Source organism: Micromonospora polyrhachis (genome assembly GCF_014203835.1).
Classification (GTDB): Bacteria; Actinomycetota; Actinomycetes; order Mycobacteriales; family Micromonosporaceae; genus Micromonospora_H; species Micromonospora_H polyrhachis.
In genome coordinates, this window is the sequence record NZ_JACHJW010000001.1 from 4,040,187 (window position 1) to 4,060,624 (window position 20,438).

General features: G+C 69.5%; 18 protein-coding genes, 1 tRNA gene and 1 riboswitch. Of the genes, 16 read left to right on the forward strand and 3 right to left on the reverse strand.

Annotated elements, in window-relative coordinates:
- Window positions 1–87 precede the first annotated feature (87 nt).
- Complete coding sequence (metG, locus tag FHR38_RS17750) at window positions 88–1,878, forward strand: methionine--tRNA ligase (RefSeq protein ID WP_184535714.1); 1,791 nt, start codon at window positions 88–90, stop codon at window positions 1,876–1,878.
- A gap of 163 nt (window positions 1,879–2,041) precedes the next feature.
- Here the strand turns inward: metG and FHR38_RS17755 are convergent, their stop codons facing one another.
- Window positions 2,042–3,043 (reverse strand): coiled-coil domain-containing protein, encoded by a 1,002-nt coding sequence (locus FHR38_RS17755; protein WP_184535715.1) that lies wholly within the window; start codon window positions 3,041–3,043, stop codon window positions 2,042–2,044.
- Window positions 3,044–3,047: 4 nt separating this feature from the next.
- Window positions 3,048–3,182: riboswitch (cyclic di-AMP (ydaO/yuaA leader) on the reverse strand.
- A 272-nt stretch (window positions 3,183–3,454) separates the two neighbouring features.
- Between FHR38_RS17755 and FHR38_RS17760 the strand changes: the two genes are divergently transcribed.
- The 6 genes from FHR38_RS17760 to FHR38_RS17785 all read left to right on the forward strand — a co-directional run bounded on the left by FHR38_RS17760 (window position 3,455) and on the right by FHR38_RS17785 (window position 9,615).
- Complete coding sequence (locus FHR38_RS17760; protein ID WP_184535716.1) at window positions 3,455–4,381, forward strand: TatD family hydrolase; 927 nt, start codon at window positions 3,455–3,457, stop codon at window positions 4,379–4,381.
- Window positions 4,375–5,301, forward strand: a complete 927-nt coding sequence (gene rsmA / locus FHR38_RS17765; RefSeq protein WP_184535717.1) for a 16S rRNA (adenine(1518)-N(6)/adenine(1519)-N(6))-dimethyltransferase RsmA — start codon at window positions 4,375–4,377, stop codon at window positions 5,299–5,301. Before FHR38_RS17760 ends, rsmA begins: the two co-directional genes overlap by 7 nt.
- A gap of 71 nt (window positions 5,302–5,372) precedes the next feature.
- Window positions 5,373–6,329, forward strand: coding sequence for a 4-(cytidine 5'-diphospho)-2-C-methyl-D-erythritol kinase (locus FHR38_RS17770; protein WP_184535718.1), 957 nt, complete (start codon window positions 5,373–5,375; stop codon window positions 6,327–6,329).
- A gap of 207 nt (window positions 6,330–6,536) precedes the next feature.
- Window positions 6,537–8,351 (forward strand): ABC-F family ATP-binding cassette domain-containing protein, encoded by a 1,815-nt coding sequence (locus tag FHR38_RS17775; RefSeq protein WP_184539827.1) that lies wholly within the window; start codon window positions 6,537–6,539, stop codon window positions 8,349–8,351.
- Between the two features lie 142 nt (window positions 8,352–8,493).
- Complete coding sequence (locus tag FHR38_RS17780; RefSeq protein WP_184535719.1) at window positions 8,494–8,949, forward strand: DUF4383 domain-containing protein; 456 nt, start codon at window positions 8,494–8,496, stop codon at window positions 8,947–8,949.
- A 180-nt stretch (window positions 8,950–9,129) separates the two neighbouring features.
- Window positions 9,130–9,615, forward strand: coding sequence for a DUF4383 domain-containing protein (locus FHR38_RS17785; RefSeq protein WP_184535720.1), 486 nt, complete (start codon window positions 9,130–9,132; stop codon window positions 9,613–9,615).
- A 31-nt stretch (window positions 9,616–9,646) separates the two neighbouring features.
- Here the strand turns inward: FHR38_RS17785 and FHR38_RS17790 are convergent, their stop codons facing one another.
- Both FHR38_RS17790 and FHR38_RS17795 read right to left on the reverse strand, forming a co-directional pair.
- On the reverse strand, window positions 9,647–10,249 hold the full coding sequence (locus FHR38_RS17790; RefSeq protein ID WP_221449794.1) for a TetR/AcrR family transcriptional regulator: 603 nt from the start codon (window positions 10,247–10,249) through the stop codon (window positions 9,647–9,649).
- A 215-nt stretch (window positions 10,250–10,464) separates the two neighbouring features.
- Window positions 10,465–11,439: an acyl-CoA desaturase gene (locus FHR38_RS17795; protein WP_184535721.1), complete on the reverse strand. Its 975-nt coding sequence runs from the start codon at window positions 11,437–11,439 to the stop codon at window positions 10,465–10,467.
- A 151-nt stretch (window positions 11,440–11,590) separates the two neighbouring features.
- On the opposite strand from FHR38_RS17795, the gene FHR38_RS17800 reads away from it, so the two are divergent.
- The 9 genes from FHR38_RS17800 (at window position 11,591) to cysN (ending at window position 20,384) form a co-directional block, all read left to right on the forward strand.
- Entirely contained in the window at window positions 11,591–12,448 is an 858-nt protein-coding gene (locus FHR38_RS17800; RefSeq protein ID WP_184535722.1) for a helix-turn-helix domain-containing protein, read from the forward strand.
- Between the two features lie 24 nt (window positions 12,449–12,472).
- Window positions 12,473–12,544, forward strand: a tRNA-Gln gene (locus FHR38_RS17805).
- 164 nt (window positions 12,545–12,708) lie between these two features.
- The gene (gene glmU / locus FHR38_RS17810; RefSeq protein WP_184535723.1) at window positions 12,709–14,250 is read left to right on the forward strand and encodes a bifunctional UDP-N-acetylglucosamine diphosphorylase/glucosamine-1-phosphate N-acetyltransferase GlmU; all 1,542 of its coding nucleotides are present in this window, start codon (window positions 12,709–12,711) and stop codon (window positions 14,248–14,250) included.
- Window positions 14,251–14,299: 49 nt separating this feature from the next.
- A complete protein-coding gene (locus FHR38_RS17815) occupies window positions 14,300–15,280 on the forward strand; it encodes a ribose-phosphate diphosphokinase (protein WP_184535724.1) in 981 nt (326 codons plus the stop codon).
- Window positions 15,281–15,671: 391 nt separating this feature from the next.
- Window positions 15,672–16,361: a 50S ribosomal protein L25/general stress protein Ctc gene (locus FHR38_RS17820; RefSeq protein WP_184535725.1), complete on the forward strand. Its 690-nt coding sequence runs from the start codon at window positions 15,672–15,674 to the stop codon at window positions 16,359–16,361.
- A gap of 71 nt (window positions 16,362–16,432) precedes the next feature.
- Entirely contained in the window at window positions 16,433–17,023 is a 591-nt protein-coding gene (gene pth / locus FHR38_RS17825) for an aminoacyl-tRNA hydrolase (protein WP_184535726.1), read from the forward strand.
- A gap of 242 nt (window positions 17,024–17,265) precedes the next feature.
- On the forward strand, window positions 17,266–18,099 hold the full coding sequence (locus FHR38_RS17830; protein WP_184539832.1) for a 3'(2'),5'-bisphosphate nucleotidase CysQ: 834 nt from the start codon (window positions 17,266–17,268) through the stop codon (window positions 18,097–18,099).
- A 48-nt stretch (window positions 18,100–18,147) separates the two neighbouring features.
- Window positions 18,148–19,068, forward strand: a complete 921-nt coding sequence (gene cysD / locus FHR38_RS17835; RefSeq protein ID WP_184535727.1) for a sulfate adenylyltransferase subunit CysD — start codon at window positions 18,148–18,150, stop codon at window positions 19,066–19,068.
- Window positions 19,068–20,384, forward strand: a complete 1,317-nt coding sequence (cysN, locus tag FHR38_RS17840) for a sulfate adenylyltransferase subunit CysN (RefSeq protein ID WP_184535728.1) — start codon at window positions 19,068–19,070, stop codon at window positions 20,382–20,384. The genes cysD and cysN overlap by 1 nt, the downstream gene beginning before the upstream one ends.
- Window positions 20,385–20,438: the final 54 nt, after the last annotated feature.

A 20,438-nucleotide genomic window follows, 5' to 3' on the forward strand; every position in this document is an offset into this window, starting at 1 on the left:
GGGCAAAGAGCGGTCGGGCGGGGCAGACCCAGCCGGCCCGGTTATCCCTTCGCAGACGCCGTAGGCCGGTCACTAGGCTTGACAGCCATGAGTCACGTTCTCGCGGCGGTCGCCTGGCCCTACGCCAACGGCCCGCGCCACATCGGCCATGTCTCCGGCTTCGGAGTGCCCTCCGACGTGTTCAGCCGGTACATGCGGATGGCCGGGCACGACGTGCTCATGGTCTCCGGCACCGACGAGCACGGCACCCCGATCCAGGTGCAGGCCGACAACGAGGGGGTCAGCCCGCGCGAGCTGGCCGACCGCTACAACCGGGTCATCGTGGAGGACCTGCACGGCCTTGGCCTCTCCTACGACCTTTTCACCCGGACCACCACCGGCAACCACTACGCCGTGGTGCAGGAGATTTTCGAGACGCTCTACCGCAACGGCTACATCGTGCCCAAGGTCACCATGGGGGCGATCTCCCCGTCCACCGGCCGTACGCTGCCCGATCGCTACATCGAGGGCACCTGCCCGATCTGCGGCTACGGCAGCGCCCGGGGCGACCAGTGTGACAACTGCGGCAACCAGCTCGACCCGATCGACCTGATCGATCCCCGATCGAAGATCAACGGCGAGACGCCGCAGTTCGTGGAGACCGAGCACTTCTTCCTCGACCTGCCCGCGTTCGCCGAGGCGCTCGGTCGGTGGCTGGACAGCCGGGAGGGCTGGCGGCCCAACGTACTGCGGTTCTCCAAGAACCTCCTCGACGACCTGCAACCACGGGCCATCACCCGGGACCTGGAGTGGGGCGTACCGATCCCGCTGGAGGGCTGGCGGGACCGTACCGACAAGAGGATCTACGTCTGGTTCGACGCGGTCATCGGCTACCTCTCCGCGTCGATCGAGTGGGCCCGCCGCTCAGGCGATCCGGAGGCGTGGCGCAGGTGGTGGTCCGCCGACGACGCGCTCGGCTACTACTTCATGGGCAAGGACAACATCGTCTTCCACTCGGTGATCTGGCCGGCACTGCTGCTCGGCTACTCCGGGGCCGGCGACCGGAACGGCGAACCGGGCCAGCTGGGGGCACTCAACCTGCCCACCGAGGTGGTCTCCAGCGAATACCTGACCATGGAGGGACGCAAGTTCTCTTCCTCCCGCCGGGTGGTCATCTACGTCCGCGACTTCCTGGAGCGCTACGACGCCGACGCGCTGCGCTACTTCATCGCCGCCGCCGGGCCGGAGAGCAACGACACCGACTTCACCTGGGCCGAGTTCCTGCGCCGCAACAACGACGAACTGGTCGCCGGCTGGGGCAACCTGGTCAACCGGTCGATCTCGATGGCGGCGAAGAACTTCGGCGCGATCCCGGAGATCGACGCCGCCGGGCTCACCGAGGCGGACGAAGCGCTGCTGGCCGTTGCCCGGGCCGGCTTCGACACCGTCGGTGACCTGATCGCCCGGCACCGGCAGAAGGCGGCGATCGGCGAGGCGATGCGGGTGGTCGCCGAGGCCAACAAGTACCTTTCCGACCAGGCGCCGTGGAAGCTCAAGAGCGACGAGGACAAGCCCCGGATGGGCACCATCCTGCACGTCGCGTTGCAGGTGGTCAGCGACGCCAACACGCTGCTCACGCCCTTCCTGCCGCACTCCGCCCAGAAGATCCACGAACTGCTCGGCGGCACCGGCGTACACGCTCCGATGCCGTCCATCGTGGAGGTCGAGGATCTCGACGGAGGGCCGGCGTACCCGGTGCTGACCGGGGACTACACGGTCGGCGCACGCTGGGAGTCCGTACCGGTGGAGGCGGGTCGACCGCTGGCCGCGCCGAAGCCGGTCTTCCGCAAGCTCGACCCGTCGATCGTCGAGGAGGAACTGGCCCGGCTCGGCGGCTGACGTCGGTCCCGATCGTGACATCGGTCCCGACCACGTCGAGGCGACCGACGACGAGCCCGATCACGACGGAAGCGGCCCGGTCCTGGAGCATCCAGGGCCGGGCCGCCTTCGTTCGTTCCGTCCCACCGTCGGCAGGGCAGCGGTCGCCGCGCCCGGCCGGGACTCAAAGCATCGACACGTGTACGTGGTCGGTGTGATCGCTCGCCCCACTGTACGAGCTCCAGCCGGTCGCCGGCATCCAGATCTGCTTGTACCAGATCACGTAGTAGATACCGAGGCGGTCGGCGTTACGGACCAGGAACGCGGTGAGGTTGTTGCCGTACATCCGCTGGTCCTGGTTCTGTGCGGAGACGAAGCCCCGGTTGATCAACGACCAGTCGCAGGCGCGGCCCTTCGGGTGCTCGTACGGGCCACCTGAGCGGTAGCAGCCCACGAACCGGTTGAACCCGGCCTTCTTGACCTCCTTGTACATGTGCATCGTGCGTGGCGTGATGCAGCCGGAGGTCGTCGGGTCGTCCTGGTTGCACGACTCGCTCGGCCAGTCGCCGCTGGCCGTACGCGGGGCGGCCTTGGCCACCGGCGAGGTCGCGGTGACGAACCCCTTGGTCAGGCTCATCCCGCCGACCAGGGCGAGCGCCTTCTCCGCTTCCTTCTTCTGCTTCGTCATGATGGTCAGCTGCTTGTTCTGCTCCAGGATCTCGGCGTCGAGCTGGGCCTTGGCGCGTTCGGCGATGTCCCGGGCCTCGGTGAGTTCGCGCAGCTTCCGGTCGTTGAGCCGGTTCAGCTCGTCCAGCCGGCTCGCCCGCTCGACGAACGAGTCGGGGCTGTCACTCTCCAGCAGTACGGCAATTGCGCCGATCTTGCCCTGGCGGTAGGACTGGGCCGCGATCTGAGCCACCTGCGGGGCGAGTAGGTCGAGCCGCTCCTGGGCCTTTTGGAGTTCGAGGTTGAGAGCCTGTTGCCGCCGCTTCGACTGATCCAGCTTGGCCTTCGCCTGAATGTAGCCCCGGTTGGTCGACTCGATCACGTCGCGGAGCAGCGGCGTCTCGGTCTCGTTGGGAGTCTCGTTGGGTTCTGCCCAGGCCCGCTCGGCGGGTGCCACCAGGGCCACGGCGGTGAGTAGCGCCAGGATCGTCGTCAGCCAACCGCGCAGGGGTGCGGTCAAGATACCTTCCTTCCGTCGGCCGCCGATCGGGTTAGCTGACGGGTTCGGGGCGGAAGTGGCCCCTACCGCTTACTGCGGATTCACCCCACGAACACGGTTCCCCGATTCGCCCGGTCAGGCGATTAGGCGGCAGCCTCGCCGGCACCCGATGACGTGCCTTCTGGCGATTGCCGCCAGCGAGCCTACCCGACACCCCGGCAGGCCATCTATTTCGCCGGCACCGGCGAGAAAAGCGTTATCAGCCAGCGCCTTTCGGTAACCGTCTCGCTCTGTGTCGGCCTGCTGACACATCGGTCTTTCGTAATGTCGGCGAATGTGTGAAGTGGACACACGGCATCGACGTTCCGTTCTCGATTGGCGGCAGGGGCCCGCTCCCGGCTGGTTGCGCCGGATGGCGTACCTGGATATGTGATGCTGACGGTGATGAGCGATCAAACCGAGTCCCGCCGCCAACGCGCCGCGCGCCGGGCGGGGGAGTTTCCGTCCCCACCCGAGCCGCTGCCCCGTACGGTGATCGACAGCCACACCCACCTGGACATCACCGTGGCCGAGGCCGGGGTGACCGGCGGCCCGGCCGGTGCCGGTGACCCGTTCGCGGCGGGATCGGGCGACCCGGTCGCCGCCATGATCGAGGTGGCCGCCGGGGTCGGGGTCGACCGACTGGTGCAGGTCGGGGTCGACGTGGCCTCGTCCCGCTGGGGGGCCGAGGTGGCCCGGCAACATCGAGCGGTGGTCGCCACCGTCGCGCTGCACCCCAACGAGGCACCCCGACTCGCCGACCTGGACGAGGCGCTGCGCCAGATCGAGGCGCTCGCCGCCGAGGAGCGGGTACGCGGTATCGGCGAGACCGGGATGGACTTCTTCCGTACGGGGGACGAGGGGCGGGCCGCCCAGGAGCTGAGCTTCCGGGCGCACATCGCCATCGCCAAGCGGTACGGCAAACCCCTGGTGATCCATGACCGGGACGCGCACGCCGACGTGCTGCGGGTCCTCGACGAGGAGGGTGCCCCGCAGACCGTGGTGCTGCACTGCTTCTCCGGCGACGCCGAGTTCGCCACCGAGTGTCTCCGCCGGGGGTACGTGCTCAGCTTCGCCGGCACGGTCACCTTCGCCAGCGCCCACGCGCTGCGGGCAGCCGCCCGGATCACCCCGCTGGACCAACTGCTGGTCGAGACCGACGCGCCCTACCTCACCCCCACGCCGCATCGGGGTCGGCCCAACGGGTCGTACCTGATTCCGCTCACCGTCCGGTCGCTGGCCGAGACCACCGGGGCGGACCTGACCGAGCTGTGTACGGCGATCTCCGCCACCGGCGAGCGGGTGTTCGGCCCATGGTGACGCCACAAGGGGTAGGAAGGGACCCTCTACCTGCGGAAAGCAACAAGAAGGGGCCCTTCCTCACCCCCGGGGAGATCCGGGAGCTGGCCGCCCGGCTGGGCGTGACCCCGACCAAGAAGCTCGGCCAGAACTTCGTGCACGACCCGAACACGGTCCGGCGCATCGTGACCGCCGCCGGACTGAGCCCCGACGACGTGGCGGTGGAGGTCGGCCCGGGACTTGGATCGCTCACCCTGGCACTGCTGCCAGCCGTGGCGCACGTACACGCGGTGGAGATCGACCCGGTGCTGGCCGAGGCGTTGCCGCAGACCGTGGCCGACCACTGCGGGCCGGACGTCGCCGGGCGGCTGACCGTGCACCGGGCCGACGCGCTGCGGGTCACCGCCGCCGACCTGGCCGACCCGGCACCGACCGCGCTGGTCGCGAACCTGCCCTACAACGTGGCGGTGCCGGTCGTCCTGCACCTGTTGGCCGAGCTGCCCAGCCTGCGGCACGGCCTGGTGATGGTGCAGAAGGAGGTCGCCGACCGGCTGGTCGCCGGCCCCGGCTCCAAGGTCTATGGCATTCCGTCGGTCAAACTCGCCTGGTACGCCACCGCCCGCAGCGCCGGCAAGGTGCCGCCCAACGTGTTCTGGCCGGTGCCCAACGTCGACTCCGGGCTGGTCGCCTTCACCCGGCGCGAGCCGCCCCGACCGGACGTACCCCGGTCCCGGGTCTTCGCGGTGGTCGACGCGGCGTTCGCGCAGCGGCGCAAGACCCTGCGGGCCGCCCTCGCCGGCTGGGCCGGCGGTGCCGACCGGGCCGCTGCCGCCCTGGTCACGGCGGGGGTCGATCCCAGCGCCCGGGGTGAGTCGCTCACCGTGGAGCAGTTCGCCGCGATCGCCGCGTCGGCTCCATCGGGTACGTCGGGTGCCGAGTAGGCTGTCGCGGTGCCCATGACGAGGTCTGCGCAACCGTCCGACATCCGGCCCCGGATCCTGGGCATCGTCCCGTGACCGAGGCGTGGCGGCCGGACGACGATGACGATCAGCAGCGACGGGGCGCGGCCGGCCCGGTCAAGGTACGGGTACCCGCCAAGATCAACCTGCACCTCGGTGTCGGCCCGGTACGCCCCGACGGCTACCACGAGCTGACCACCGTCTACCACGCGATCTCCAGCTACGACGAGCTGACCGCCCGACGCGGCGACACCCTCACCCTCACCATGGCGGGCGAAGGCACCGGCGAACTGGCCCTCGACGAGTCGAACCTGGTCATCCGGGCGGCCCGGGCCCTGGCCGCGTACGCCGGCGTGCCCGCCCACGCCCGGCTGCACCTGCGCAAGCAGATCCCACTCGCCGGCGGCCTGGCCGGCGGCAGCGCCGACGCCGCCGCCACCCTGGTCGCCTGCGACACCCTGTGGGGCACCAACCTGTCCCGCGAGGAACTGGCGGCGATCGCCGCCGGCCTCGGCTCCGACGTGCCCTTCCTGCTGCACGGCGGCACCGCGCTGGGCACCGGTCGGGGCGAGGCGGTCAGCCCCGTCCTCGCCCGACCCACCACCTGGCACTGGGTCGTCGCCGCCGCCGACGGTGGCCTCTCCACCCCCGCCGTCTACCGGGAGCTCGACCGGCTCCGCGCCGAACGGGACGCCCCCGCACCGCTGGGCAGCCCGGACTCCCTGCTCGCCGCGCTGCGCCAGCGCGACCCGAAGGTGCTCGCCGCGGCGCTCGGCAACGACATGCAGATCGCCGCCCTGTCGCTGCGCCCCAGCCTGGCCGCGACCCTGGCCGCCGGCGAGGCGGCCGGGGCGCTCGCCAGCATCGTCTCCGGCTCCGGACCGACCTGCGTCTTCCTCGCCGCCGACGAAGGCCACGCCGGCCGGATCGCCGCCGAACTGGCCAGCTCCTCGGTCTGCCGGACCGCCTACCCCGCGTACGGGCCGGTCCCCGGAGCCCGAGTGGTCTGACCGGAGCCCGGATGCTGTGACCGGGGCCCAGGTGCTCTGACCGGAGCCTCGGTGGTCTGACCCGTCGGCCGAGGCGTACCCCGCGTAGGCTTGTCGACTGAGGCGCCCTCCCGGGCCGGCGTCACCGTACGACGCCCCCCGCCGATCTTCGGTTGATCGGCACCGCCCAGCCCGGCGGGCGCCTCGACCATGGGAAAGGCAGGTGTGGTGGCCAACATCGTCAACCTGGACCGCGCGTCCAAGGGCTACGGCGCGGTCGGGCAGCTGCTCACCGACGTGTCCCTCGGACTGGACAGCGCCGACCGGATCGGCGTGGTCGGGCTCAACGGTGCCGGCAAGTCCACCCTGCTGCGGCTGCTGACCCGTGCCGAGGAACCGGACAGCGGCCGAGTCACCCACCGGCGCGACCTCCAGGTCGCCTCACTGCCGCAGACCCTCCAGCTCGACCCCGAATACACCATCCGGGACGTGGTGCTCGGCACCGCCTGGCTGGCCGAAGGCTTCGGCGCCGAACACGAATGGGCGGGTGACGCCGGGGTTCGCGCCATCCTCGACGGACTGGGCATGCCCTACCTGGGGCTGGACCAGCCGGTCGGGCCGATGTCCGGCGGTGAACGGCGGCGGGTGGCGCTCGCCGCGCTCCTGGTCCGCACGACCGACCTGCTCATCCTGGACGAACCCACCAACCACCTCGACGTGGCCGGAGTCGACTGGCTGGCCAAACACCTGGTCACCCGACGCGGTGCCCTCGTGGTGGTCACCCACGACCGGTGGTTCCTGGACGCGGTCTGCACCACCACCTGGGAGGTCGCCGACCAGACCGTGCGCGTCTACGAGGGCGGCTTCGCCGCCTGGACCCTGGCCCGGGTGGAACGGGAGCGCGTCGCCGCCGCCACCGAGGCACGCCGACAGAACCTGCTCCGCAAGGAGATCGCCTGGCTCCGGCGCGGCCCGCCGGCCCGTACCTCCAAGCCTCGCTTCCGGATCGAAGCCGCCAACGCCCTCATCGCCGACGTGCCACCGCCGCGCGACACCATGTCACTCCAGCGGCTGGCCACCGCCCGGCTCGGCAAACAGGTGTACGACCTGGAAGACGTCACCCTCAACGCCGGCCCAAAGGTGATCCTGAAAGACCTCACCTGGCAGGTCGGCCCCGGCGACCGGATCGCCATCCTCGGTGCCAACGGCGCCGGCAAGACCACCCTGCTCCGGATGCTGGCCGGGGTCACCCAACCCGACCAGGGCCGGCTGACCACCGGGTCGACCGTCCGACCCGCCTTCCTCTCCCAGGAACTGGCCGAACTACCCGGCCAGCTTCGGGTGCTGGAGGCGGTCGAAGAGGTGGCCCGCCGGGTCGTCCTCGGCGACCGCGAACTGGCCGCCTCCCAGCTTGCCGAGACGTTCGGCTTCGACGACCGCCGGCTCTGGACCCCGGTGTCGGACCTGTCCGGTGGCGAACGCCGCCGCCTGCAACTGCTCCGCCTGCTCGCCGCCGAGCCCAACGTGCTGCTCTTCGACGAGCCCACCAACGACCTGGACACCGACACCCTGGCCGCACTGGAGGACCTGCTCGACTCCTGGCCCGGCACCGTGATCGTGGCCAGCCACGACCGGTACCTGATCGAACGGGTCACCGACGCCGTCTACGGGATGTTCGGCGACGGTCGGCTGGTTCACCTGCCCGGCGGAGTAGACGAATACCTCGCCCGTGCCGCCGCCGGACAGGAGGCCCGGGAGCCGGCCCCAAGCACCGGCCAGGCACGGCCCAAGGTCCCCGAGCGTACGGAACCGGGGCTCTCCGGCGGCGAACTGCGGGCCGCCCGCAAGGAGCTGACCCGCCTCGAACGGCAGGTCGGCAAGCTGGAGCAGCGGGAGGCGCAGCTGCACGACCAACTCGCCACCCACGCCACCGACTACGTCAAGGTCGCCGAACTCGACGGCCAACTGCGCGCCGTACGGGCCGAGCGGGAACAGGTCGAGGAAAGTTGGCTGCTCCTGGCCGAGCAGGTGGGGGAGAGCTGAGCCGACCCGGAAACCCGGGCGGTGGTGGTGATCGATAGGGCACCGGTAACGCCGGGTCGGGGGTGTGCGGCGTCACCCCGACCCGGTGCGGGACAATCGGCGCCGACCCCTCATCAGCAACAGCCTTGGAGACTCAGAGACCATGGCACACTTCCCCGTCAACCACCCCGCACGCCCCATCTACCGGGCGATCGGCGGGCTCACCGGCCTCTACCTGGCAGGTTTCGGTGTGCTCGGTGTGATCGAGAACAGCGGTGCCGAGTTCTTCGCCCAGAATGACACCCAGGTCCTCGGCCAGGGGGCGAATCTCGGATATTCGGTCATCTCGGTGATCCTCGGAGTGATCCTGCTGCTCGCCGCCGTGATCGGCCGCAACGTCGACGCGACCGTCAACAAGTTCTCCGGCTACGCCCTGATGGTGTTGGGCCTCGCCGAACTCGCCGTAATGCGCACCGACGCCAACTACCTCGACTTCTCGGTGGCCACCGTCATCGTCTCCATGACCCTCGGACTGGTCCTGATGACCGCCGGTCTGTACGGCAAGGTTGGCACGGACGAGGAGACCCACGCCTGGCAGGAAGCCCGGCTGCTCCTCTGACCGGCTGGCTCGCCGTGCGGCGGCCGTGCACCGGCCGGTACGGCCCGGGTCCGCCCGATCGGCTGATCCGCCGGTCGGGCGGTGGCGACGGAAGCGACGAGATTCTCCGTTCGCCAGGCGCTTCCTGCGCTCCTCGGGGACAATCCGGAAAAAGGGTTGCCCAACCGCGCAGGAGGAGCCATGGCACACATCCCGGTCAATCATCCGGCGCGAACGCTGTACCGGATCTTCGCTGCGCTGATCGGGCTCTACATCCTGGTCTTCGGAGTGATCGGAGTCATCCAGACCTGGGGTGAGCCCCTCTTCGACCGTGGTGACCACTGGGTGCTCGGGCTACGGACCAATCTCGCCTTCGCGCTGATCTCCGTCATCTTCGGCGCGGTGATCATCATCGGGACGGCGCAGCGGGGCAACCTCGGCCACTTCATGAACCTCACCATCGGCGTGATCTTCATGGTCACCGCGTTGCTGATGATGGCCGTCCTACAGACCGAGGCCAACTTCCTCAACTTCTCGATGTCCACCGTCATCGTGTCGATGATCTTCGGACTGCTGGTGCTCGCCACCGGCCTCTACGACAAGGTCGGGCCGCCAGCGGAGGCCGCCCGGGCGCGGGCGTACCCACACCGACCGGTCTCCAGCCCCGCCCCGGACCGTCGCCGCTGAGGCACCCGTACCGGAGCGATGCGGTAGCCGGTCAGCGGATCCGCCGGGTGATCAGCGTGGGCTTGGCGTCCAGGTGGGACAAGCCGTTCCAGGAGAGATTGACCAGGTGGGCCGCCACCGTCTCCTTACGAGGCTTGCGAACCTCCAGCCACCAGCGGCCGGTCAACGCCACCATCCCCACCAACGCCTGGGAATACAACTCGGCCAGCTTGGGGTCGTAACCCCGGCTCTTGAACTCGGCACCCAGAATGTGCTCGACCTGGTGCGCCACGTCGTTCATCACACTGCTGAAGTTGCCGGTCGCCGACATCACCGGCGACTCCCGGACCAGCACCCGGAACCCGTTGGTCTCCTCCTCGATGTAGCCGAGCAGGGCCAAGGCCGCCTGTTCCAGCAGTTCCCGAGGATGTCCGGCGGTCAGCGCCGTGGTGATTCGGTCCAGCAGGGAACGGACCTCCCGATCCACCACGACCGCGTAGAGCCCCTCCTTGCCGCCGAAGTGCTCGTAGACCACCGGCTTGGAAACCTTGGCCCGAGCCGCCACCTCCTCTATGGAAGTGGCGTCGAACCCGCGCTCGGCGAAGATCTGCCGCCCAATGATGATCAGTTGTTCTCGGCGCTGGGCAGCGGACATGCGTACCCGGGAACTCGGTTTGGCGGACGCCGGGGCCGGTGCCGGCGTCCGTCTGCGCCCGTTCGTGCTCGGGCTCTCTGCCACGTTGTCACCCTGCTGGCGTCCCGCGACGCCGTTTTGTCCAGTGTCATGCCTGATGGTGCCCTCGCTGCGCTCGGTCACCCGGCCATCCTGCCAGGCCAGGCCGACAACCCGACCCCCTGGCATGACACTGGCTACCGGGGTGCAGCCGGTTTCACCAGTTTTGCCGCGATCCGCTCCGGCTTCGGCCAGCGTACGTCGGACGCCAGCCCCAGCTTCTCGAAGATCCAGATGACCCGTGCCGAGATGTCGATCTGTCCCCGGAGCACCCCGTGCCGCGCACTTGTCGGATCCGAGTGGTGCAGGTTGTGCCAGCTCTCACCGAAGGACACGATCGCCAACGGCCAGAAGTTCGAGGCCTTGTCACCCTGTCGCACCTCGAAGGGGCGCTCACCGTAGACGTGGCACACCGAGTTGACCGACCAGGTGACGTGGTGCAGCAACGCGATGCGTACCAGGCCGGCCCAGAAGAAGGCAGTCAGGGCACCCTGCCACGACCAGGTGACCAGACCGCCGATGACGGCCGGGGCGAGCGCCGAGATGACGACCAGCACCGGGAAGAGCCGGTCGACGCGGCTGATGTCCCTGTCGGCCAGCAGATCCGGGGCGAACCGTTGACGGTTGGTGAGTTCCCGGCGGAACAACCAGCCCATGTGCGCGTGGAACAAACCCTTGGTCAGACCCCAGAAGCTGCCCCCGAAGCGCCACGGCGAGTGCGGATCGCCCTCCACGTCGGAGAACGCGTGGTGCCGCCGGTGGTCGGCGACCCACTGGGTGACGCTGCCCTCGATCGCGAGCGAACCGGCCACCGCCAGGGTCACCCGGAGCCACCGCTTGGTCTTGAACGAGCCGTGGGTGAAGTAGCGGTGGAAGCCGACCGTGATGCCCAGCCCAGCGACCACGTACCAGACCAGTGCGATGGCCACATCCGTCCAGCTCAGCCAGCCACCCCAGGCCACCGGTACGGCGGCGAACAACGCCAGGAACGGGATCACCACGAACGACCAGAGGCCGATCAGGATGCCAGGTGACTGCGGCCCTTCGGTGAGCGGCTTGGGGCCGGATGGCCTGACGGTGTCTGGTGGTTCGAGAAGCGTGGACGGGGACATGACACCTCACAGCGACAGGGTGGGGAAGATCAGTAACTTACGCCTACGTCACCGTAACCTACGGTGCCGTAGTTTGCTACGGGCGAGTATCCGGCAAATGGCTGGCGAAGATCGACGGGTGTTGTCGTATCCGCACCCTAGGTTGCAGCTCATGACCGACCCGCTCGCCGCCGAAGCCCACCGCCTCCGCACCGTCGAACAGCTCTCCCTGAGCCAGATCCAGGACCGGCTGGGGATCGGCAAGGGCCGGCTCTACGAACTGCTGCGGGGCGTACCGCCGCCAGAGTGGACCCGCCGACCAAACGCCAAGGACGAGCTGCGGAGCCAGGCGGTGGCGTTACGCGAGGAAGGGCGATCCGTCGTCGACATCGCCCTGGCACTCGGCATCGCCAAGTCCACGGCGTACCAGTGGGTCAGACATCTTCCGCTCGATCCCGACTCCGATGCCGCGCGCGCCCGGCAGCACGCCCACGCCGCGCGGATGCGGGAGGCGCGGTGGGCTCCCTACCGCGAGGAGCGAGACCAGTCCAGGGCGGCCGTACGCGCCGAAGCGGCGGAGCAGGTCGGCCCGCTGGACGACCGGGACCTGCTCTTGCTCGGTGCCGCCATCTACTGGTCGGAGGGGGCCAAGTCCAAGCCCTGGCGTCGCAGCGAGCGAATCCAGTTGATCAACAGTGACGTGCGGTTGCTCGCGCTCTTCCTGCGCTTTCTCGAATCCATCGGGGTCGACCGCACAGTGCCGAGCTATCGGGTCAGCATCCATGAGTCCGCTGACGTCGAGGCGGCGGTCGCCTGGTGGATCGAGGCGCTCGACCTGCCGGCCGACCGATTCCACCCGGCCACACTCAAACGCCACCAGCCCAAGACGGTCCGACGCAACACCGGTGTGGACTACCGCGGTTGCCTGATCATCGACGTCCCGCAGAGCCGGAAGGTCTACTGGTTGATAGAGGGAGTGGTCGATGGCTTGGTCGGGCCGGGGGATAAGGGTGTGAGCGACGATCGGTGAGGCGCTACCCTGACGGGGAAACCTTCGGCCGTGGTGTAATTGGCAACACGGTGCCCTTTGGAGGCACTTTTCCAGGTTCGAGTCCTGGCGGCCGAGCTTCTTAGGTTCGGGGCACATCGCTTCTTAGGTTCGGGGCGCGTCGGGTGACCTGTGCCTTTAGTCCGATTCGGGGTTCATCCGGGGGGAACGGGCGACTCGCCCGGGACGCGCGGCTAGCATGAGGCCGCAGATTGCCCAGCCATCCCGACGGGAGCCCGCCCGTGTCCCAGTCCCGACCCCGTACCGTGGTCGTCCTCGCCGCCGGCGAGGGCAAGCGGATGAAGTCGGCGCTACCGAAGGTGCTGCACCCACTGCTTGGCCGCACCCTGGTCGGTCATGTCCTGGCGGCCGCCGCGCCGCTGGCCGCCGAGCGCACGCTGGTGGTGGTGGGCCACGGTGCCGACCAGGTCGCCGCGCACCTGTCCGAGGTGGCCCCGCAGGCCACCCCGGTCCGGCAGACGGAACAGTTGGGCACCGGGCACGCGGTCCGGATCGCCCTGGACGCCGTAGCCGACCTCGCCGGCACCGTCGTCGTGCTCAACGGCGACGTGCCGTTGTTGCGGGCCGAGACGGTCACCGCCCTCGTCGAGACGCACGAGGCGGCCGGGGCGGCGGCGACCGTACTGGCCGCCGAGGTGGCCGACCCGACCGGACTCGGCCGGATCATCCGGGACCCCGCCGGGCACCTGGAGCAGATCGTCGAGGAGCGCGACGCCACCTCTGCCCAGCGGGCGGTTCGGGAGATCAACGCCGGGATCTACGCCTTCGACGCGGCGCTGCTACGGGACGCGTTGAGCAAGATCTCCACCGACAACGACCAGGGTGAGGAGTACCTCACCGACGTCTTCGGGCTGCTGGTCGCCGCGGGCGAGGCGGTGGCCGTACACGTGGCGGCGGAGGCGACCGAGACGCTGGGCTGCAACGACCGGGTGGAGTTGGCCGCGTTGCGCCGGCTGCTGCGGGACCGGGTCAACGAGGGCTGGTTGCGCTCCGGGGTCACCCTGTTGGACCCGATGACGACCTGGATCGACGTGACGGTCACGCTCGACCGGGACGCCGTGGTGGACCAGAACACGCAGTTGCGGGGTGCGACGACGGTCGGGGCGGCGGCGGCCGTCGGGCCGGACGTCACGTTGATCGACACCACGGTCGGCGCGGGTGCGGTGGTGCTGCGTAGCCACGCCGTGGGTGCGGAGATCGGACCGCAGGCCAGTGTCGGCCCGTACGCCTACCTGCGGCCGGCCGCCCGCCTGGCGGACAAGGCCAAGGTCGGCACGTTCGTCGAGGTGAAGAACTCGGAGATTGGTCCGGGTGCGAAGGTGCCGCACCTGTCGTACGTTGGGGACGCGACGATCGGGGCGCGGGCCAACATCGGTGCGGCGACGATCTTCGTGAACTACGACGGCGTGGCCAAGCACCACACCACCGTCGGCGAGGCGGCCTTCGTCGGCTGCGACACGAACCTGATCGCTCCGGTCGAGATCGGGCCGGGCGCGTACGTGGCCGCGGGCAGCGCCATCACCCAGGACGTACCGCCGGGAGCGCTCGGGGTGACCCGGGCTTCGCAGCGCAACGTCGAAGGTTGGGTGGCGCGGCGGCGAGCGGGTACGAAGTCGGCGGAGGCCGCGGAGGCGGCGCTCACCCGGCAGGAGGCGGAGCTTGCCCGGCAGAGGGCTGTTGACGCAAGTCAGGGTGAGGCATTCCACGGCCTTGGCGACACGGCTGGATACGACGCCGACCCGGGGGATACTGCAACCGAATAGTCCCAGGTCCCCAGCCGGGAACCACCGATCAACGGGAGCAGACGAGCCGATGGGCAGCATCGTCGCCGAAAACCGCAAAAGTCTGATGCTCTTCTCGGGGCGGGGCTTTCCGGAACTGGCCCAGGAGATCGGCGAGGTGCTCGGCGTGGCACCGACGCCGGCCGACGCGTACGAGTTCGCCAACGGCGAGATCTTCGTCCGGTTCAAGGAGTCGGTACGTGGCTCGGACGCGTTCGTGGTGCAGTCGGTCACGCACGGCGTGAACAAGTGGGTCATGGAGACCCTGATCATGATCGACGCGTTGAAGCGCGGGTCGGCGAAGCGGATCACGGTCGTGTTGCCGTTCTACCCGTACGCCCGGCAGGACAAGAAGCACCGGGGTCGGGAGCCGATCTCGGCGCGGCTGGTGGCGGACCTGCTCAAGACGGCCGGGGCGAACCGCATCCTCACCGTGGACCTGCACACCGCGCAGATCCAGGGTTTCTTCGACGGGCCGGTGGACCACCTGTTCGCGATGGACATTCTGGCCAACTACGTGGAGCGCCGGTACGCCGGGCGGCCGATGACGGTGGTGGCACCGGACTCCGGTCGGGTACGGGTGGCCGAGCGGTGGACGGACCGGCTGGGTGGCTGCCCGCTGGCGTTCATTCACAAGACTCGCGATCCGCTCAAGCCGAACCAGGTGGTGGCGAACCGGGTGGTGGGGGACGTCGAGGGCCGGGTCTGCCTGATCGTTGATGACATGATCGACACTGGTGGGACGATCTGTAAGGCGGCGGAGATCCTGCACGAGGCGGGGGCGGCGGACGTCGTGGTGGCGTCGACCCACGCCCTGCTGTCGGACCCGGCTACGGAGCGGTTGAAGAACAGCCAGATCAGCGAGGTCATCGTGACCAACACGCTGCCGTTGCCGCCGGAGAAGCAGTTGGACAAGCTCACGGTGTTGTCGATCGCGCCGCTGCTGGCGCGGGCGATCCGTGAGGTCTTCGACGACGGTTCGGTGACCACGCTCTTCGGCGGGCTCAGCTGACGGTCGTTCTTCCCGGGGGTGGCGGCGGTCGGCCTGCCCGGGGCGGTCGAGTAGTAGTGCTGACCGGATAGCGGGACGGTGGCGGCCGGGAGCGGATGGCTTCCGGTCGGCGTGCCGCATTGTGCCGCCGCTGGTGGTGCGGTGGTCCGGAAGGTGGGTGGTACGGGTCGGGGTGGGGTGCCGCTGACACGCCCCGGCCTGGCCTCCGGTAGACTAGTGCGGTTGCCATGGCGAGGGTGCCCTGCGGGCCGCTAGAGGAAATGCCGCACGGAGGCACCGTCATCGACGCGGTGCTCTGGGTAGAGCGTGAGAAGTTGAGCGCCCCAGCGAGCCCCTCGCCCAGCACCGCCAGCCGACGTTCCGCCGCAGCGACCGTATCAGGAGTTTTGTCGTGTCCGAGGTAAAGATCAGCGCCGAGCCCCGTACCGAGTTCGGCAAGGGTGGTGCCCGTCGTACCCGTCGGGCCGGCAAGGTGCCCGCCGTGCTGTACGGCCATGGCGAGAAGCCCAAGCACATCGCGCTGCCCGCGCGCGAGTTCGCCGCCGCTATCCGCAAGGGCGGTGCCAACCAGCTCTTCGCGATCGAGGTCAGCGACGGCACCCAGGCGCTGGCGCTGCCGAAGGCGATCCAGCGTGACCCGATCAAGGACACCTTCGAGCACGTCGACCTGCTGCTGGTCCGTCGGGGCGAGAAGGTCGCCGTGGAGGTTCCGGTGCAGCTGACCGGCGAGGCGGCTTCGGACACGCTGCTGGTGCACGAGCACGCCACGCTCGCGGTGACCGCCGAGGCGACGAAGGTGCCGGACCACCTGGAGGCCTCGATCGAGGGCATGGAGGCCGGTTCGCAGGTTCTCGCCAAGGACGTGGAGCTGCCGGGCGGGGTCGAGTTGACCGCTGACCCAGAGCTGATCGTCGTGGCCGTCACCGCAGCTCCGACCGCTGAGCAGATCGCGGCCGAGCTGGGCGAGGTCGAGGAGGAGCCGGCTGAGGCCGAGGCCGGCGAAGAGGGTGCCGAGGGCGAAGAGGGCGTCGCTGCCGCCGAGGGCGAGGAGTCCCCGGAGCGCGAGCGCACCGAGGCCTGACCGATTCCGTCTCGACAGGCACCCCCGACTGCTCGGGGGTGCCTGTTGGAGTTTTCGCCGAGGATGTGAAGGTGACGGACGAAGCGCAGCCGTGGCTCGTGGTCGGGCTCGGCAACCCCGGCAAGGAGTACGCACGGAATCGCCACAATGTCGGGTTCATGGTGGTGGATCTGCTCGCCGGGCGGATCGGTGCGAGGTTCGGCCGGCATCGTCGGGCGGTTGCCGAGGTGGCCGAGGGGCGGCTCGGGCTCGGAGGTCCGAGGCTGGTGCTCGCCAAGCCGTTGACGTACATGAACCTGTCGGGCGGGCCGGTTGCCGCGTTGGCCCAGTTCTTCAAGGTGCCGCCGGCTCAGGTGATCGCGGTGCATGACGAACTGGACGTCGACTACGGCCAGTTGCGGGCGAAGTGCGGTGGTGGCGAGGGTGGTCACAACGGGCTGCGTTCGATGAGCAAGTCGCTGGGGACGAAGGACTACCACCGGGTGCGGTTCGGCATCGGTCGTCCGCCGGGGCGGCAGGATCCGGCCGATTATGTGCTCTCGGACTTCTCCGCTGCCGAGCGTAAGGAGTTGGAGTTCCTCGTCGATCGGGCGGCGGACGTGACGGAGTCGATCGTCACTCGGGGCCTGGAGCCGACGCAGAACGCCTATCACGGCTCCTGACTCGGGCCGCCCATGGGGCTGTGGTCAATGGCGGAATGCTGCCCGCCACGTGCTCCCGGCTCGTTGCCGAGGTTGCCGTTGGGCGGTCGGTCGCGCTGCGCTTCGCGCCAGCGCCAGCGCCGGTAGTCTTCGGGCACGGGCGCGGACCGGTCTGTCGGCCGCGGGCGGATGCCCCCGCCGGTCGGTCCGGCGAGGAGGCGAATCGTGGGTGGGATGCGTACCCGTGTGGTGGTCGGCCGATGATGACGGACCCGCCGGGCAACGGCGACGACGCTGGTTTCGCCCGCTGGCTGGCGGCGTGGGCCGGGCGGGCGTTGCTCGACGTCCGGGCGGAGTTGGGCTACGCCGATCCCGGTGCGTTGAAGGCGGCCGGTGACAAGGTCTCGCACGAGGTGCTCCGTACGGAGTTGGCCCGGTGGCGGCCGGCGGATGCGGTGTTGTCGGAGGAGGATGAGGGATCTCGGCTGGCCTGGACCGCAGAACTGGGGAGGGCGGCGGTTCGCCGGCTGACCGCTGACCGGGTGTGGATCGTCGATCCGCTGGACGGGACGCGGGAGTTCGCCGAGGAGGGGCGGACGGACTGGGCGGTGCACGTGGCGCTCTGGGACCGACGGTCGGCCGGGACGGGTCACGGGTTGGTCGCCGGTGCGGTGGCGTTGCCGGCGCGGGACCGCGTGCTGGGGGCCGAACTGCCACCGCCGTACCCGCCGGTTGGGGAGGTGGCCGAGCCGGGCGGGACGATCCGGCTGGCGGCCAGTCGTAGCCGGCCGCCGGTGTTCCTCACCGACTTCGCGGCGGAGATCGGCGCGCGGCTCGTACCGATGGGGTCGGCGGGGGCGAAGATCACCGCGGTCATCGACGGCGAGGTGGACGCGTACGTGCACGCCGGTGGGCAGTACGAGTGGGACTCGGCGGCCCCGGTGGCTGTGGCGACGGCCACGGGACTGCACGCTTCCCGAATCGACGGATCCGCGTTGCAATACAACGAGGCGGATCCGCGCCTGCCGGATCTGCTGGTCTGTCGGACCGAGCTTGCTCCACGACTGCTTGCGGCGCTGCGGCGTCATACGGGGTAGTCTGTCGGCGTACTCCTGACTTAACCGATTGGAAAGGTCTGGAATCGCATGGACGAGCGGAGCGGAGTCGGCGTGTACCGGGTGTCCCACCTGGACGCGCTCGAAGCCGAGAGCATCTTCATCATCCGGGAGGTGGTGGCCGAGCTGGAGCGCCCGGTCCTGCTCTTCTCTGGTGGCAAGGACTCCATCGTCATGCTCCGGCTGGCCCAGAAGGCGTTCGCCCCGGCCAGCATTCCGTTCCCGGTCATGCACGTCGACACCGGGCACAACTTCCCCGAGGTGCTCGAATACCGCGACCAGCGGGTCGCCGAACTCGGCCTGCAACTGGTGGTGGCCAGCGTGCCCGACGCCCTGACGGCCGGGCTGGTCCAGGAGACCCCGGACGGGACCCGCAACCGGATCCAGACCCCCGTGCTGCTGGCCGCGGTGGAGACGTACCGGTTCGACGCCCTCTTCGGCGGTGCCCGGCGCGACGAGGAGAAGGCCCGCGCCAAGGAACGGGTCTTCAGCTTCCGCGACGACTTCGGCCAGTGGGATCCGAAGAACCAGCGCCCCGAGCTGTGGTCGCTCTACAACGGCCGGCACCATCCCGGCGAGTCGATCCGGGTCTTCCCACTGTCCAACTGGACCGAACTCGACGTCTGGCACTACATCGCCCGCGAGCGGCTGCCGCTGCCGTCGATCTACTACGCGCACGACCGCGAGGTCGTCGAGCGGGACGGAATGCTGTACGGGGTCAACGAGTTCCTCCGGCCCCGGGCCGGTGAGGAGACCGGCAAGGCGCGGGTGCGCTACCGGACGGTCGGGGACGCCTCGTGTACGGCGGCGGTCCGCTCCGACGCCGACACCGTGGAGCAGGTGATCGAGGAAATCGCGGCGACCCGGATCACCGAGCGGGGCGCGACCCGGGGCGACGACCGGGTCAGCGAGGCCGCGATGGAGGATCGCAAGCGGGAGGGGTACTTCTGATGTTGGCTGCGACGAACGCGGTACCGGCCACGACGATCGGCCCGGTCCCGGAGAGCCGGGCGATGGACCTGCTGCGGTTCGCCACCGCCGGCAGCGTCGACGACGGCAAGTCGACGCTGATCGGTCGGCTGCTCTACGACACCAAGTCGCTCTTCACCGACCAACTCGCGGCGGTGGAGGCGGTCAGCGCGGCCCGGGGCGACGAGTACACCAACCTGGCGCTGCTCACCGACGGACTGCGGGCCGAACGGGAGCAGGGCATCACCATCGACGTGGCCTACCGCTACTTCGCCACGCCCCGGCGGAAGTTCATCATCGCCGACACCCCGGGGCACATCCAGTACACCCGCAACATGGTCACCGGTGCGTCCACCGCCGACCTGGCGCTGATCCTGGTCGACGCCCGCAAGGGCCTGGTGGAGCAGTCCCGCCGGCACGCGTTCCTCTGCTCGCTGCTGCGGGTGCCGCACCTCGTCCTCTGCGTCAACAAGATGGACCTGGTCGACTGGTCACAGGAGGTCTTCGAGCGGATCGCCGACGAGTTCACCGCGTTCGCCGCCAAGCTGGACGTACCCGACCTGACCGTCGTACCGATCTCCGCGCTGCGTGGCGACAACATCGTCAGCCGGTCGGCGAACATGCCCTGGTACGAGGGCCCGTCGCTGCTGCACCACCTGGAGCACGTACACATCGCCTCGGACCGCAACCTGGTCGACGTACGGTTCCCGGTGCAGTACGTCATCCGCCCCCAGTCGACCACGGTTACCGACTACCGGGGATACGCTGGCCAGGTCGCCTCCGGCGTACTCAAGCCCGGCGACGAGGTGATGGTGCTGCCTTCCGGGTTCACCAGCCGGATCGCCTCGATCGAGACCGCCGACGGTCCGGTGCCGGAGGCGTTCCCGCCGATGTCGGTGACCGTACGGCTGACCGACGAGATCGACATCTCCCGGGGGGACCTGATCTGTCGACCGCAGAACGCCCCGACGGTCACCCAGGACGTGGAGGCGATGCTCTGCTGGATGGACGAGAGCCGGCCGCTGCGGGTCGGCGCGAAGTACGCCATCAAGCACACCACCCGGTCGGCGCGGGCGGTGGTACGCGGACTGCACTACCGGCTCGACGTGAACTCGCTGCACCGGGACGAGGCGGCCAGCGAGTTGACGCTCAACGAGATCGGCCGGGTGCGGCTGCGTACGACGGTTCCGCTGCTCGCCGACGAGTACCGGCGTAACCGGACGACCGGCGGTTTCATCGTCATCGACGAAGCCACCAACCGTACCGTCGGCGCCGGGATGATTATCGACACACGTTGAAGTCTTGGTCGGCTCGGATCGGGGTACGCCGGCCGCTGTGGTGTCTACCATCTA

Bases quoted from the DNA above. Each gene is read 5' to 3' on its own strand.
- metG (WP_184535714.1), top strand. From the start codon at position 88: ATGAGTCACGTTCTCGCGGCGGTCGCCTGGCCCTACGCCAACGGCCCG.
- FHR38_RS17760 (WP_184535716.1), top strand. From the start codon at position 3,455: ATGCTGACGGTGATGAGCGATCAAACCGAGTCCCGCCGCCAACGCGCC.
- rsmA (WP_184535717.1), top strand. From the start codon at position 4,375: ATGGTGACGCCACAAGGGGTAGGAAGGGACCCTCTACCTGCGGAAAGC.
- FHR38_RS17780 (WP_184535719.1), top strand. From the start codon at position 8,494: ATGGCACACTTCCCCGTCAACCACCCCGCACGCCCCATCTACCGGGCG.
- FHR38_RS17785 (WP_184535720.1), top strand. From the start codon at position 9,130: ATGGCACACATCCCGGTCAATCATCCGGCGCGAACGCTGTACCGGATC.
- FHR38_RS17790 (WP_221449794.1), bottom strand. From the start codon at position 10,249: ATGTCCGCTGCCCAGCGCCGAGAACAACTGATCATCATTGGGCGGCAG.
- FHR38_RS17795 (WP_184535721.1), bottom strand. From the start codon at position 11,439: ATGTCCCCGTCCACGCTTCTCGAACCACCAGACACCGTCAGGCCATCC.
- FHR38_RS17800 (WP_184535722.1), top strand. From the start codon at position 11,591: ATGACCGACCCGCTCGCCGCCGAAGCCCACCGCCTCCGCACCGTCGAA.
- FHR38_RS17815 (WP_184535724.1), top strand. From the start codon at position 14,300: ATGGGCAGCATCGTCGCCGAAAACCGCAAAAGTCTGATGCTCTTCTCG.
- FHR38_RS17830 (WP_184539832.1), top strand. From the start codon at position 17,266: ATGACGGACCCGCCGGGCAACGGCGACGACGCTGGTTTCGCCCGCTGG.
- cysD (WP_184535727.1), top strand. From the start codon at position 18,148: ATGGACGAGCGGAGCGGAGTCGGCGTGTACCGGGTGTCCCACCTGGAC.
- cysN (WP_184535728.1), top strand. From the start codon at position 19,068: ATGTTGGCTGCGACGAACGCGGTACCGGCCACGACGATCGGCCCGGTC.